Below are 14,524 nucleotides of genomic sequence, written 5' to 3'. Positions count from 1 at the left end.
TTTCACACATGGCGCAGGCGCTGGGAGCCGGGCTGCGTCAACAGATCAGCCAGCGCGGCATCGAGGCTGTCGAAGTGAAAGACGAAGCCCTCCGCCTGCGCCCGAGCAGGCAACGCCCGCTGGCCGCCGAGCAGCAGACCGGACAACTCGCCAAGGCTCAGCTTGAGCACAGGCGCCGGCACTGGCAGCAGCGCCGGACGATGCAGCGCCCGGCCCAAGGCACGGGCAAAGTCGGCGTTGCGCACCGGCTGTGGCGCGCAGGCATTGTAGGGGCCGCGCGCCTGTGGCTGATGCAGAAGAAAATCTATCAGGCCGATTTGGTCGTCGATGTGAATCCAGGGCATCCACTGCCGGCCACTGCCGATGCGCCCACCCAGCCCCAGACGGAACGGCGGCAGCAGCCGCTGCAGGAATCCGCCATCGGCGGCCAGCACCAGACCGGTGCGCACCAGTACCACGCGAATACCGAGCGACTCGGCCTCGCGCGCGGTTTCTTCCCAGGCGCCGCAGAGCTGGCTGGCGAAGTCGCCCGTGACCACCTGGCTATCCTCGGTCAGCGTGTGCTCACCGCCATCGCCATACCAACCGACTGCGGAACCGGAGATCAGCACCTGCGGCTTGGGCTCGCGCTGCCCCAGCCAGGTCACCAGTTGTTCGGTCAGGCGCACCCGGCTTTGCCACAACAGTGCGCGGCGCGCCTTGGTCCAGGGTCGGTCGGCAATGGGCGCGCCGGCCAGGTTGACCACCGCATCCAGTGCCTGTGAATCGAGTTCGCGCAGCTCGCCGACACCGCGAACCTGCGGCCCGCACAGCTGCGCGACACGCTGCGGTGTACGGCTCCAGACCCAGAGATTGTGTCCCTGCGCGGTCCAGTGCCGACACAGTGCCCGACCGATCAAGCCGGTACCGCCAGTGAGCAGGATGTTCATGCGGGTCTCCTCGTAGCACGTGCGGATTGTTCGCTGATCTCAGCATACACCTGTACGCGATGATTTTATTGTATAAGTTTTTACGCTCGCGTAGCCTGCCCGACCCAACGGGAGGTGAACGATGTCCCAGAAGATCGCCATCATCGGTGCCGGCATGGCTGGCCTTTCGGCAGCCAATGCGCTGCGTCAGGCCGGCCTGCCTTTACAGCTGTTCGACAAGAGCCGTGGCAGCGGCGGCCGCCTCTCCAGCAAGCGCAGCGAGATCGGCGCGCTGGACCTCGGCACGCCCGGATTCCTCGCGCACGACCCTGCGTTGCGTACGATGCTCGTTGAATGGACCTCCGCAGGTTCCTGTGCGAGCTGGGCTGCCGTCGACGACCCGCAACCATACTGGGTGGGCACGCCGCGCATGAGCGCGATCAGCCGTGGCTTGCTCGGCGACCTGCCGGCCGCCTTTTCCTGCCGGATCAGCGAAGTGTTTCGCGGCGAGCACCACTGGCAGCTGCTCGATACCGAGGGCGTTAGCCATGGGCCGTTCAGCCACATCATCGTCGCGGTACCGGCTCCGCAGGCCGCAGCCCTGCTGAGCGCCGCGCCAGTGCTCGCCGCGCGCGCCGCCAGCGTCGTCATGGAGCCGGTGTGGGCGGTGGCGCTCGGTTTTGCCGAGGCGCTGCCATGTGTGCGCCACAGCCTCCGGTTCGACGACGAAATCCTGCGCCAAGCAACGCACGACAGTGCCAAACCAGGCCGCGACAACCGGCTCGACAGCTGGGTGCTGCACGCGACTGCCGGCTGGACGCGCCGGCATCTGGATCTGCCGAAAGAAGCCGTTATCGACCGCCTCGCCCACGCCTTCGCCGAGCGCTTGGGCCAGTGCTTGCCGCCAGCCGAGTTTGCCATCGCCCACCGCTGGCTGTACGCCTACCCGGCCCGGCGTAATGACTGGGGCGCATTGGCCGACTCGCAACGAGGCCTGTTCGCCTGTGGCGACTGGTGCCTGGACGGCACGGTCGAAGGCGCCTGGCGCAGCGGAGCACGCGCCGCACAGTTGCTGCTGGCCAGCCTGTGAACCGCTTCAATCCAGCCAAGCTCAGGCTGTCCAAGTGGACGGCCTGCGAGCCGCGCAACCGCGAAAAGCACTTCCTCGTCATCGATCTGCAGTACGACGACGCCGGCGTGCTGCAGCAGGTCGAGCTGCAGGCGGTGTACAGCCTGCGCAGCGAATGGATCGACTGGCGCCAGCTGCGCGACGACCTGAGCTGGCGCATGGGCTGGCATTGAGCGCCGCCGGCCTGCGCCAAACCTATACACAGTTTGTAATTACCTATACAAGATCGCTTGACTTGTACAACTCAATATCTATGATGACCTCAGGTTGTACAGAACCACCGCTTGTACAAGACGAGGTCATCCCATGCTCAGCTCCGTCGCCACGCCCAAGATCGGCATCAGTGCCTGCTTGCTCGGTAATCCGGTGCGCTTCAACGGCGGCCACAAGCAATCGTCGCTGTGCAGCGATGTGCTGGCGCGGCATGTCGAGTTCGTCCCGCTCTGCCCGGAGGTCGCCATCGGCCTGGGCACGCCGCGCGAGCCGATTCGTCTGGTCGGCGAGCCGGAAAATCCCCGCGCCCGCGGCACCGTGCGCAGCGAGCTGGACGTCACCGACGCATTGGCCGCCTACGGCCGGCAAATGGCGACGCAGCTGGACGACATCAGCGGCTTCATTCTCATGCAGAAGTCGCCGTCCTGCGGCATGGAGCGGGTCAAGGTCTATCGCGACAACGGTCACACCGTCCCCGGCGGCGGCACCGGCATCTTCGCCCGCGCGCTGATGGAGGCGCGCCCCGACCTGCCGGTCGAGGAAGACGGCCGCCTGAACGACCCGGTGCTGCGCGAGAACTTCCTCACCCGCGTCTACGCCTATGCGCAATGGCAGCGTCTGGTGCAGACCGGCCTGACGCGCAAGGCCATCGTCGATTTCCACTCACGTTACAAATACCAGCTGATGGCTGCGCACCCGCAGCAGTACCGCGCGCTGGGGCGGATGGTGGCGAACCTGCGTGACTGCTCGGTGCACGAGTTCGCGCCCGGCTATTTCAGCCAGTTCATGCAGGCGCTCAAGCGTCCGGCCACCCGCGGCACCCACAGCAATGTATTGCAGCACCTGAGCGGTTATCTGAAGAACGCGCTTGCGCCGGAGGATCGCCGCGAGATGCGCCGGCTGATCGACCAGTACCGCGCCGGCATCGTCCCGCTGGTGGTGCCGCTGACGCTGCTCAAGCACCACTTCCGCCGCCACCCGCATCACTACATCGAGCGCCAGGCCTACCTGCAGCCGCACCCGGAAGACCTCAGCCTGCGTAACGGAATCTGATCATGAGCGATGCGTTCGACAACACTCCGGCCGACCTCGAGCCGGGCTGGCGGCCGATCCGCGACGTTGCCCGGCTGACCGGCGTGAACCCCGTGACGCTGCGCGCCTGGGAGCGTCGCTACGGGCTGATCGTGCCGCGCCGCACCGCCAAGGGCCACCGGCTCTATGACGACGGCCATGTCCAGCGCATCCGCGACATCCTCACCTGGCTCGACCGTGGCGTGGCCGTCAGCCAGATCAAACAGCTGCTGACTGCCGGCCGCGCGGCCGCTCCGGTCGAACAGAACCTCTGGATCGATCTGCAGGACGAGCTACTCACGGCGGTCGAGCGGCTCAACGAACGGCAACTCGACGATGCCTTCAACCGCGCCTTGAGCATCTACCCGCCGCTCACGCTCTGCCAGCACCTGGTGTTGCCGCTGCAGGCGCGACTGAGCCAACGTTGGCACGGCCAGTTTGGCGCCGCGCTGGAGCGCGCGCTGTTCGATAGCTGGCTGCGCAGCAAACTGGCCACCCGCATCTATTTCAACAATCGCCAGCACGCCGGCGCCCCGCTGCTGCTGGCGACGCTCGGTGACGAGCCGTTCGATGCCGGCCTGTGGCTGACCGCCTGGCTGGTGTCCAGCAGCGGCTGCCCGGTGGAGCTGGTCGAATGGAAGGTACCGCTGGCCGAACTCAGCCTCGCCGTGGAACGCATCGCCCCACGCGTCCTGCTGCTGCACGCCGCGCACAGCCTGGATGCCGATTGCCTGCAGCGCCATCTGCCGCGGCTGCTGGCGCAGCATGCCGACGCGCTGTTGGTCGGCCCGGCCGTGCACATCCACGCCGAGTCGCTGAGCCAGCATGGCGCCCTGCGTCTGGCCGGCGATCCACTGGCGGCGCTGCACCAGCTGCAAGCAGACGGGCTCCTGCCTGACGCCACGGAGAACGACGCATGACCCAATTGATCTGGCTGCGCCGCGACCTGCGCGTGAGCGACAACACCGCCCTGAGCGCCGCCATGGCCGCGGGGCCGACCATCGCGCTGTTCCTGCTCACGCCGGGACAATGGCGTATCCACGACGATGCGCCGTGCAAGGTGGACTTCTGGCTGCGCAACCTTGCCGAGCTGGCCACCGAGCTGCGCCGCCTCAACGTGCCGCTGCTGATTCGCCACGCCGATGACTGGCAAACCGTCCCCGACGCGTTGCGGCAGGTATGCCACGAGCACGCGGTGCGCGCCGTGCATTTCAACGACGATTACGGCGTCGACGAGCAGCGCCGCGACCACGCGGTGAGCGAAGCCTTGCATCGGGATGGCATCGTCACCCAGCGCTATCTCGACCGCCTGCTGTTCGCCCCGGGCACGCTGCTGACGCAAAGCGGCGGCTACTTCAAGGTGTTCGGCCAGTTCCGCAAGACCTGCCTGGCACGCCTGCACCTGTCGCTGCCGCCGTGCCTGCCGCCGCTCGCGCCGCAGGCGCCGCTGGCAATGACGGGCGATCCGCTGCCATCCGCCGTACCGGGCTTCGCCGCGCCGTCCAGCACGCTCCAGGCACGCTGGCCGGCTGGCGAAGCCCACGCTCACCAGCGTCTGACGAGCTTCATCGACGAGGCGCTGGATGACTACCAGCAGCGCCGCGACTTGCCCGCCGAAGCCGGCACCAGCCAGCTGTCGCCGTACCTCGCGGCCGGCGTGATCTCGATCCGCCAGTGCCTGCACGCCGCACTCGCCGGCAACCGCGGCGAACTGGACAGCGGCAGCAGCGGCGCCGTCACCTGGATCAATGAACTGCTCTGGCGCGAGTTCTACACGCACATCCTGGTCGGCTATCCGCGCGTCTCGATGCACCGCGCCTTCCGCGCCGAAACCGAGGCGTTGCCGTGGCGCCACGCGCCCGATGACCTCGCCGCCTGGCAGGAAGGCCGTACCGGCTTTCCCATCGTCGACGCGGCCATGCGCCAGCTGCGCGAAACCGGCTGGATGCACAACCGCCTGCGCATGATCACGGCAATGTTTCTCAGCAAGAACCTGCTGATCGACTGGCGCGAAGGCGAGCGCTGGTTCATGCGCCAGCTGATCGACGGCGATCTGGCCGCCAACAACGGCGGCTGGCAGTGGAGCGCCTCCACCGGCACCGACGCGGTGCCCTACTTCCGCCTGTTCAACCCGATCAGCCAGTCGCAGCGCTTCGACCCCGAGGGTCGCTTCCTGCGGCACTGGCTGCCCGAGCTGCAAGGGCTCAGCCGCCGCGACATCCACAACCCGTCCGCGCTCGGCGGGCTGTTCGCACCGGCGAACTACCCGACGCCGATCGTCGATCTCGGTGAGAGTCGCGCGCGGGTACTGGCGGCGTTCCGCGATCTGCCGCAGGTGCAGCCATGAGCGACTTCCTGCACGACTTCGCCCGCCGTTTCGCCAGTCTCGATGCCGGGAACCTGCATCGTCTGGGCGAGCTGTACACCAGCGACGTGCACTTCACCGATCCGCTGCACGAAGTCATCGGTCTCGACGCGCTGCAGGACTACTTCGCCGCGCTGTACGCCAATGTCGAGCAGTTGGACTTCGAGTTCATCGGTTTCGACCCCGTGCGCGACGGCGAAGGCTATCTGCGCTGGGTGATGAGCTACCGCCATCCCAGCCTCAAGCGCGGCCGCCTGATCAGCCTCGAAGGCTGCTCGCTGCTGCGTTGGAATGCCGAGGGCAAGGTGGAGCGGCACCGCGACTTCTTCGATGCCGGCGCCCTGCTCTACGAGCACGTGCCGCTGCTCGGCCCGGCGATCCGCTGGCTGCAGCGGAGGCTGGCATGACCGCCATGCAGCGTGTCTGGCTGACTGGCGCCAGCAGCGGCATCGGTCACGAACTGGCGCGTCTGCTGCTGGCGCAGGGGCATCGGCTGGCGCTGTCGGCGCGCAGCAGCGAGCCGCTGCATGCCCTTGCCCGGCAGTACCCCGAGCAGGTGCTGGTGCTGCCGGGCGACCTGACCGACGCGACGCAGGTGCGCACCATCGCCGCCGAAATCGGCGCGCACTGGGGCGCGCTGGACAGCGTGATCCTCAATGCCGGCACCTGCGAGTACATCGACGTGCGGCATTTCGAGGCCGATCTGCTCGAGCGAGTGCTGCGCGCCAACCTGATCGCACCCGGCTACTGCATCGAGGCAGCGTTGCCGTTGCTGCGCCGCGGTGAGCGCCCCCTGCTGGTGGGCGTCGGCAGTTCGGTGACCTGGTTGCCGCTGCCGCGCGCCGGTGCCTATGGCGCATCCAAGGCCGGCCTGCGCTACCTGCTCGAATCGTTGCGCCTGGACCTGGCCGCCGAGCGCATCGACGTCACGCTGGTCAGCCCGGGATTCGTCGACACGCCGCTGACCCGTCGCAACGATTTCCCCATGCCGCTGCGCTGGCCTGCGGAGAAGGCCGCGCGCTACATCGCCGACCGGCTGGAGCATCGGCCGCTGCACATCCAGTTTCCCGCGCCGTTCATTGCCGGACTGCGCCTGCTGTCCCTCCTGCCCGCACGCCTGCAGTACGCCCTGGGCCAGCGCATGGCGCGCACGGACCATCACGGATAAGACCATCATGAAGATCGCCATCATCGGCAGCGGCATCGCTGGCCTGACCTGTGCCCACCTGCTCAATCGCCAGCACGACATCAGCGTGTTCGAGGCCGCCAGCTGGATCGGCGGCCACACGCATACCGTGGACGTGCGCCTGGAAGGCCAGGACTACGCGGTGGACACCGGCTTCATCGTCTTCAACGACTGGACCTACCCCAACTTCATCCGCCTGCTGGACCAGCTCGGCGTGGCCTACAAGCCGACCGAAATGAGCTTTTCGGTATGCGATCCCCGGCGTGACCTGGAGTACAACGGCCACGATCTCGATACGCTGTTCGCCCAGCGTAGCAACATGCTTTCGCCGCCCTTCTGGGGCATGCTCCGTGACATCCTGCGCTTCAACCGCGAAGCGCTGGACGACTACCAGAGCGGTCGCATCGGCGCGCACGTCACCCTCGGCGACTACCTGCGCCTGGGGCGCTACAGCCAGCGCTTCATCGACCATTACATCGTGCCGATGGGTGCGGCGATCTGGTCGATGTCGCTGAGCGACATGCTCGATTTCCCGCTGCAGTTCTTCGTGCGTTTCTTCAAGAACCACGGCCTGCTGTCGGTCAGCCGGCGCCCGCAGTGGTACGTGGTCGAGGGCGGCTCGAGCGCCTACATCGAACCGCTGACGCGCGCATTCAGTGAGCGCATTCGCCTCAACTGCCCGGTGGATTCGGTGCAGCGCGATGCGCAGGGCGTGACGATCCACACCTGGACCGGCGCCGAGCGCTTCGACAAGGTGGTATTTGCCTGCCACAGCGACCAGGCCCTGCGTCTGCTCAGCGCGCCGACGGCGACCGAGCATGCCGTGCTCGGTGCGCTGCGCTACGCCGACAACGACGTGGTGCTGCACACCGACACCCGCCTGCTGCCACGCCGCAAGCGCGCCTGGGCGAGCTGGAACTACCGGCTCGGCGGCCCGAGCGAGCAGCCGGCCGCGGTGACCTACAACATGAACATCCTGCAGGGCATCGAGGCGCCGGAAACCTTCTGCGTCAGCCTTAACCAGACCGCCGCCATCGACCCGGAGCAGGTGCTCGCGCGTTTCACCTATGCCCACCCGCAATTCAGCCTCGACGGCATCGCCGCACAGGCGCGTGCCGACGAGCTGCTCGGTGCGCAGCACAGCTATTACTGCGGCGCCTACTGGGGCAACGGTTTCCACGAAGACGGCGTGGTCAGCGCGTTGCGCGTGGCGGCGGCCTTCGGTGAATCGTTATGAGCGGCGCCATCGTCCACAGCGCGCTGTACCACGGCTGGGTGCAGCACCGCCGCTTCGCCCCGCGCGCGCATGCCTTTCACTACCGCATGGGCCTGCTCTATCTGGACCTTGCCGAGCAGGACGCGGTGCTCGGGCTGTCCGCGCTGTGCGGCCGCGGTCGTTTCGCTGCGTTCGCCTTCCGCGAAACCGACTACCTGCCGGAGTTCACCCGGCGCGGCATGCCGCTGGCCGATGCGGTGCGCCAGCGTGTCAGCGAGGCGCTGGGGCGCGCGATCAACGGGCCGGTACGCCTGCTGACCCAGCCGCGCAGCTGGGGCCTGAGTTTCAATCCGGTGAGCTTCTTCTACTGCTTCGACGAGCAGCAGCAGCTGGCGGCGATCCTCTGCGAAGTCAGCAACACGCCCTGGCGCGAGCGCTATCACTACGTGCTGCCGGCCAGCGGCAATGCCAACCTGCGCTGCAACGTGGCGAAGACCTTTCACGTGTCGCCGTTCCTGCCCGGCAACCTCGAATACCGCATGCGCTTCAACCCACCGGGAGAGGCCATCGGCGTACACATGGAGGACTGGCAGGACGAGCACAAGCTGTTCGACGCCACCCTCGGCCTCAAGCGCGAGGCGCTGTCGCGCGCCGCCGTGCATCGCTACCTGCTGCGCTTCCCGTGGATGACCGGCAAGACGCTGCTCGCCATCTACTGGCAGGCGCTGCGGCTGGCGATCAAGCGCACCCCGTTCTTTGCCCACCAACCCACCACCGGCCGTTATGCCGTGGCCACCGTCGCGGCCAAGGAGTCTCGCCATGAAAAGCTCTAGCCTGAGCGTCAAAGCCACACCGGCGACCGCCCTGGGACTGGCCGGCGGTCTGCTGCGTCGCAGCGTGCTGCGCCAGCTGGCGCAGTTGCGTCACGGCCAGTTGAACGTGTTCGAGGGTGACGATTGCCTGATTTTCGGCGCCGGAAGCGGCATCCATGCCGAAATCCACGTGCATGACGGCGCCGCCTGGGGCCTGATCGCCAGCAATGGCTCCATCGGCGCCGGCGAAGCCTATATCCATGGTTACTGGAGCAGCCCGGACCTGACCGCCGTGGTCCGTCTGTTCGTCGCCAACCTCGAGGTGCTCGATGGCCTGGAAGGCGGCCTGGCACTGCTCGGTCGCCCGCTGCTCAAGGGCCTGCACTGGCTCAATCGCAACAACCGCGCCGGTTCGCAGCGCAACATTGCGGCGCACTACGACCTGGGCAACGCGCTGTTCGAGCGTTTTCTCGACCCGACCATGATGTATTCCGCCGCGCTGTTCGAGCACGCCGACGACAGCCTGGAGCAGGCCCAGCTGAACAAGCTGGAGCGCATCTGCGACAAGCTCGAACTCAAGCCAACCGATCATCTGCTGGAGATCGGCACCGGCTGGGGCAGCATGGCGCTGTACGCCGCCATCAACTACGGCTGCCGGGTGACCACCACCACGCTGTCGCGCGAGCAGTTCGCCTACACCCAGGCGCGCATCGAGAAGGAAGGCCTGCAAGAGCGCGTCACCCTGCTGCTCAGGGACTACCGCGACCTCGACGGCCAGTACGACAAGCTGGTGTCCATCGAGATGATCGAGGCCGTCGGCCACGGCTTCCTGCCGACCTACTTCCGTCAGTGCGCGCGCCTGCTCAAGCCCGACGGGCTGATGCTGCTGCAGGCCATCACCATCCGCGACCAGCGCTACGAGCAGGCGCGGCGCAGCGTCGACTTCATCCAGCGCTACATCTTTCCCGGTGGCGCGCTGCCCTCGGTACAGCGGATGACCGAGCTGGTCGGCAGCGAAACTGACATGAACCTGCTGCACCTGGAAGACATCGGCTGGCACTACGCGCGCACCCTGCGCCTGTGGCACGAGAACTTCCGCCGCGCGCGCAGCGAGCTGGAAACGCTGGGCTACGACGATCAGTTCTACCGGCTCTGGGAGTTCTACCTCTGCTACTGCGAGGGCGGCTTCCTCGAACGCAGCATCGGCACAGCGCAATTGCTGCTGGCCAAGCCGCAGGCACGCCCGGCAAGCCGACAGCCGGAAAGCGCAACACCGCGCTGAGCCACGCTTCCCGACCGTCGCCCCGCACCTGCGCAGCCGGGCCGTCACCATCGCCCCAAAGCGGGGAATGCGTGCACCGCGCCGCACCCTTCTGGTTCAACGCGCTGCCGGCGTGCAATCTCGCCGGCCACTCCTCCGCCCGCGCAGCGAAGTGGCCGCGCACCCCGCTGAACCGCACTTTCCGGCGCTGCGCCAGCGCCGGAGCGCGGTTTCAGATGACTTGGCACGCTAGCTGCAAATACCCAGGCAACACCTGCCCGAATCAGGCAGGTCGTCCCAGGCGGTCAGCGGCGACCGCCCGCCAGCAGGCGCGGGACCGGGTAACGGCAGGCAACGACGCCTGATCCACTACCCCCAAAACTTCACGGAAACCAGGCAAAGGCGCCTGGAGCTGATACCAGCTCCAGGCGCCTTTTTGCGTTTTGCCGGCCCAGTGCCGCAGCAGCTCGACTGAGGAAAGGCCATGAGTTCTACCGTCACTCCGCTCACGCACAAAAAACTGGTCATCGTCGGCAACGGCATGGTCGGCCACCACTGCATCGAACAGCTGATCGAGCGCGGCGCCCTCTCCCGCTACGAATTGCATGTGTTCGGCGAGGAGCGCCAGCGTGCCTACGACCGCGTGCACCTGTCCGAGTACTTCGGCGGTCGCGACGCCGAGTCGCTGGCCATGTGCGATGCCGACTACTACAGCCGCCACGGCGTCTACACCCATCTGGGCGTTCAGGTGCTGGGCATCGACCGTGAGCGCAAGGAGGTCGTCACCAACGCCGGCCGCCAGCCCTACGACCAACTGATCCTCGCCACCGGCTCCTACCCCTTCGTGCCGCCGATCACTGGCGCCGAAGGCAGTGCGCGACTGGTCTACCGCACCCTCGACGACCTCGATGCGATTCGTGCGGCAGCCAGCAGCGCCAGGCGCGGTGTGGTGGTCGGTGGCGGCCTGCTCGGCCTGGAAGCGGCCAATGCGCTGAAGTCGCTCGGTCTGGAAGCCCATGTCGTCGAATTCGCTCCGCGCCTGATGCCAGTGCAACTGGACGGCGAAGGCGGCGCGGCATTGAAGGCGCGCATCGAGGCGCTGGGCGTCGGCGTGCACCTGTCGCGCGCCACCCAGGAGATCGTCGCCGGCGAGAACTACGCCTGGCGGATGAACTTCACCGACGGCGAATTTCTCGAAACCGACCTGATCGTGTTTTCCGCCGGCATCCGCCCGCAGGACGCCCTCGGCCGAGTCGCGGAGCTGGAGATTGCCCCGCGCGGCGGCATCGTGATCGACAGCGAATGCCGCACCTCGGACCCGGCGATCTTCGCCATCGGCGAATGCGCCAGCTGGAACGGCAGCGTGTTCGGCCTGGTCGCCCCCGGCTACAGCATGGCGCGCAGTGTCGCCGCGCAGCTGGCCGAGGAACCGCACGAGCCCTTCTACGGCGCCGACATGTCGACCAAGCTCAAGCTGCTCGGCGTGGATGTCGGCTCCATCGGCGATGCCCACGGCGCCACGCCGGGCAGCCGAAGCTATCGTTTCATCGATGAGGCCAGCGCCAGCTACCGCCGCCTGGTGGTATCCGCCGATGGCAAGACCGTGCTCGGCGCGGTGCTGGTAGGCGACAACAGCTACTACGACACCCTGCTGCAGTACGCGCAGAACGGCATCAAGCTGCCGGCCGATCCGTCCGCGCTGATCCTGCCGCAGACCGAGGGCGCTCCGACGCTTGGCCCGGACGCCCTGCCGGCCAGCGCGACCATCTGCTCCTGTCACAACGTCAGCAAGGGCGCGGTGTGCTGCCAGGTCGACGCCGGCGTCACCGATCTCGGCGAACTCAAGGCCGCGACCAAGGCGGCCACCGGCTGCGGCGGCTGCAGCGCCCTGCTCAAGCTGGTGTTCGATGCCGAGCTGGCCGCGCGCGGCGTGGCGGTGGACAAGAGCCTGTGCGAGCACTTCGCCTACACCCGCCAGGAGCTCTACGGCATCGTCCGCGTCGAGGGCATCCAGAGCTTCGCCGAACTGCTGGCCAAACACGGCCGCGGCCATGTCGGCTGCGACATCTGCAAGCCGACGGTGGGTTCGATCCTCGCCTCATGCTGGAACCAGCCGATCACCGATCCGGCGCTGATTCCGCTGCAGGACACCAACGACACCTTCATGGCCAACATGCAGAAGAACGGCACCTACTCGGTGGTGCCGCGCATCCCGGGTGGTGAGATCACCCCCGAGGGGCTGATCGCCATCGGCCAGGTGGCGAAGAAATACGACCTCTACACCAAGATCACCGGCGGCCAGCGCATCGACCTGTTCGGCGCCCAGCTGCACGAACTGCCGGACATCTGGGGCGAGCTGATCGCCGCCGGCTTCGAAACCGGTCACGCCTACGGCAAGAGCCTACGCACGGTGAAATCCTGCGTCGGCAGCACCTGGTGCCGTTACGGCGTGCAGGACAGCGTCGGCATGGCGCTGCGCCTGGAGGACCGCTACAAGGGGTTGCGCGCGCCGCACAAGATCAAGTTCGCCGTCTCCGGCTGCACCCGCGAATGCGCCGAGGCGCAGAGCAAGGACATCGGCGTGATCGCCACCGACAAAGGCTGGAACCTCTACATCTGCGGCAACGGCGGCATGCGCCCGCGGCACGCCGAGCTGTTCGCCACCGACCTCGACGACGAGGCGCTGATCCGCACCATCGACCGGGTGCTGATGTTCTACGTGCGTACCGCGGACAAGCTGCAGCGCACCTCTGTCTGGCGCGAGAGCCTGGAAGGCGGCCTCGATTACCTAAAGGCCGTGATCCTCGACGACAGCCTGGGGCTGGCCGCCGAACTGGAAAGCCAGATGCAGCACGTGGTCGACAGCTACCAGTGCGAATGGGCCAACGCCATCTCCGATCCGGAAAAGCTCAAGCGCTTCCGCACCTTCGTCAACGACGGCCGCGCCGACCCCGACATCCACTTCGTCAAGGAGCGCGGCCAGCGTCGGCCGGTACGCGCCAGCGAACTTCACCTGATCCCACTTACCCAGGAGGTGCTCTGATGAGCCAGTCCAACGTCGTTCGTCTCGACTCCCGTTCCGCAGCCCCGGCGGCCTGGCAGGCACTGTGCAGCCGTGCCGATCTGGTCGCCAATTCCGGTGTAGTGGCCTGGCACGAAGGCGCCCAGGTGGCGCTGTTCCACCTGCCCGAGAATGCTGAAGGCGAGCAGTTGTTCGCCATCGACAACCGCGACCCCAAGTCCGGCGCCAACGTCATCGGTCGCGGCATCGTCGGCAGCCTTAAGGGCGAGCTGGTGATCGCCTCGCCGCTGTACAAGCAGCACTTCCGCCTGGCCGATGGCAGCTGCCTGGAATACCCCGAACAAAGCCTGCGGGTCTGGCCGGTGCGCCTCAATGGCGATGCCGTGGAAATCGCCGTCGCCTGAATCCGCCGCCGGCGACGCGGCACAACCCACAACTTGCAAGTTTCTGCCCACTATTCGAGAGCATCCGCCATGTCCTACATAATCCCTTCGGAGTTCGCCACCAAGATGGTGGACGCCGGCGAATCGAAGATATTCATGTCCACCCGCGACACCCTGATCCGCGCCTTCATGGCCGGGGCGATCCTCGCCCTCGCCGCGGTGTTCGCGGTCACCATCACCGTGCAAACCGGCTCGCCGCTGATCGGCGCCATGCTCTTTCCCGTAGGCTTCGTCATGCTTTACCTGATGGGCTTCGACCTGCTGACCGGGGTGTTCATGCTCACCCCGCTGGCCCTGCTCGACCGTCGCCCCGGGGTAACCGTCGGCGGTGTGCTGCGCAACTGGGGCTGGGTGTTCCTCGGCAACTTCGGCGGTGCGCTGACCGTGGCCTTCATGATGGCCTTCGTCTTCACCATGGGCTTTTCCACGGAGCCGGGGCCGATCGGCGAGAAGATCTCGCACATCGGCGAGGCGCGCACCCTGGGCTACGCCGAGTTCGGCGCGGCCGGCTGGGCGACCATTTTCCTGCGCGGCATGCTGTGCAACTGGATGGTGTCGATGGGCGTGGTCGGCGCGATGATCTCCACCTCGGTCAGCGGCAAGGTGATCGCCATGTGGATGCCGATCATGCTGTTCTTCTTCATGGGCTTCGAGCATTCGGTGGTGAACATGTTTCTGTTCCCCTCGGCGATGATCATGGGCGGCGACTTCTCGGTGATGGATTACATGCTGTGGAACGAGATCCCCACCGCTTTGGGCAACCTGGTCGGCGGCCTGGCCTTCACCGGCCTGACGCTCTACACCACCCATGTGCGCACCGCACCCAAGCGCACCATCTACTGACCCTGGAGTGAACGAAGGCCCCGGCTCGCATGCGCGCCGGGGCTTTTGCGCAGAT

The 14,524-nt window shown here is 66.9% G+C and carries 14 protein-coding genes; 13 read left to right on the top strand and 1 reads right to left on the bottom strand.

All coding sequences use genetic code 11. The features are described from left to right. Positions 1 to 2 precede the first annotated feature (2 nt). Positions 3 to 929 carry a TIGR01777 family oxidoreductase gene (locus tag U8L64_RS05520; protein WP_156714349.1) on the bottom strand — a complete coding sequence of 309 codons (927 nt, stop codon included), beginning with the start codon at positions 927 to 929 and terminating at the stop codon, positions 3 to 5. A gap of 121 nt (positions 930 to 1,050) precedes the next feature. On the opposite strand from U8L64_RS05520, the gene U8L64_RS05515 reads away from it, so the two are divergent. The 13 genes from U8L64_RS05515 to U8L64_RS05455 all read left to right on the top strand — a co-directional run bounded on the left by U8L64_RS05515 (position 1,051) and on the right by U8L64_RS05455 (position 14,469). Continuing rightward, on the top strand, positions 1,051 to 1,998 hold the full coding sequence (locus U8L64_RS05515; protein WP_333394692.1) for an NAD(P)/FAD-dependent oxidoreductase: 948 nt from the start codon (positions 1,051 to 1,053) through the stop codon (positions 1,996 to 1,998). Next, on the top strand, positions 1,995 to 2,210 hold the full coding sequence (locus U8L64_RS05510; protein ID WP_043298468.1) for a TIGR02450 family Trp-rich protein: 216 nt from the start codon (positions 1,995 to 1,997) through the stop codon (positions 2,208 to 2,210). The genes U8L64_RS05515 and U8L64_RS05510 overlap by 4 nt, the downstream gene beginning before the upstream one ends. Before the next feature lie 133 nt (positions 2,211 to 2,343). Then, positions 2,344 to 3,303 (top strand): YbgA family protein, encoded by a 960-nt coding sequence (locus U8L64_RS05505; protein ID WP_333394690.1) that lies wholly within the window; start codon positions 2,344 to 2,346, stop codon positions 3,301 to 3,303. 2 nt (positions 3,304 to 3,305) lie between these two features. Beyond that, on the top strand, positions 3,306 to 4,241 hold the full coding sequence (locus U8L64_RS05500) for a MerR family transcriptional regulator (protein ID WP_333394688.1): 936 nt from the start codon (positions 3,306 to 3,308) through the stop codon (positions 4,239 to 4,241). Further along, positions 4,238 to 5,668: a deoxyribodipyrimidine photo-lyase gene (gene phrB / locus U8L64_RS05495; protein ID WP_054094957.1), complete on the top strand. Its 1,431-nt coding sequence runs from the start codon at positions 4,238 to 4,240 to the stop codon at positions 5,666 to 5,668. Before U8L64_RS05500 ends, phrB begins: the two co-directional genes overlap by 4 nt. Next, positions 5,665 to 6,093, top strand: coding sequence for a nuclear transport factor 2 family protein (locus U8L64_RS05490; protein WP_043298460.1), 429 nt, complete (start codon positions 5,665 to 5,667; stop codon positions 6,091 to 6,093). The genes phrB and U8L64_RS05490 overlap by 4 nt, the downstream gene beginning before the upstream one ends. Before the next feature lie 5 nt (positions 6,094 to 6,098). Continuing rightward, the gene (locus U8L64_RS05485; RefSeq protein WP_442965268.1) at positions 6,099 to 6,854 is read left to right on the top strand and encodes an SDR family NAD(P)-dependent oxidoreductase; all 756 of its coding nucleotides are present in this window, start codon (positions 6,099 to 6,101) and stop codon (positions 6,852 to 6,854) included. Positions 6,855 to 6,861: 7 nt separating this feature from the next. Then, positions 6,862 to 8,109, top strand: a complete 1,248-nt coding sequence (locus tag U8L64_RS05480; RefSeq protein WP_333394683.1) for an NAD(P)/FAD-dependent oxidoreductase — start codon at positions 6,862 to 6,864, stop codon at positions 8,107 to 8,109. Next, positions 8,106 to 8,921, top strand: a complete 816-nt coding sequence (locus U8L64_RS05475) for a DUF1365 domain-containing protein (RefSeq protein WP_043298453.1) — start codon at positions 8,106 to 8,108, stop codon at positions 8,919 to 8,921. Before U8L64_RS05480 ends, U8L64_RS05475 begins: the two co-directional genes overlap by 4 nt. Then, complete coding sequence (locus U8L64_RS05470; RefSeq protein WP_054094953.1) at positions 8,908 to 10,182, top strand: SAM-dependent methyltransferase; 1,275 nt, start codon at positions 8,908 to 8,910, stop codon at positions 10,180 to 10,182. Before U8L64_RS05475 ends, U8L64_RS05470 begins: the two co-directional genes overlap by 14 nt. Before the next feature lie 463 nt (positions 10,183 to 10,645). After that, positions 10,646 to 13,204, top strand: a complete 2,559-nt coding sequence (gene nirB, locus U8L64_RS05465; protein WP_333394679.1) for a nitrite reductase large subunit NirB — start codon at positions 10,646 to 10,648, stop codon at positions 13,202 to 13,204. Then, positions 13,204 to 13,587: a nitrite reductase small subunit NirD gene (gene nirD, locus U8L64_RS05460; RefSeq protein WP_043298449.1), complete on the top strand. Its 384-nt coding sequence runs from the start codon at positions 13,204 to 13,206 to the stop codon at positions 13,585 to 13,587. Before nirB ends, nirD begins: the two co-directional genes overlap by 1 nt. A gap of 69 nt (positions 13,588 to 13,656) precedes the next feature. Further along, positions 13,657 to 14,469: a formate/nitrite transporter family protein gene (locus tag U8L64_RS05455; protein WP_333394676.1), complete on the top strand. Its 813-nt coding sequence runs from the start codon at positions 13,657 to 13,659 to the stop codon at positions 14,467 to 14,469. Positions 14,470 to 14,524: the final 55 nt, after the last annotated feature.

This window comes from Pseudomonas sp. FIP_A4, assembly GCF_036701605.1.
In the GTDB taxonomy this organism is placed as follows: domain Bacteria; phylum Pseudomonadota; class Gammaproteobacteria; order Pseudomonadales; family Pseudomonadaceae; genus Stutzerimonas; species Stutzerimonas phenolilytica.
Note: the sequence above shows the minus strand (reverse complement) of the source record. Positions and strands in the feature narration are given on the sequence as shown.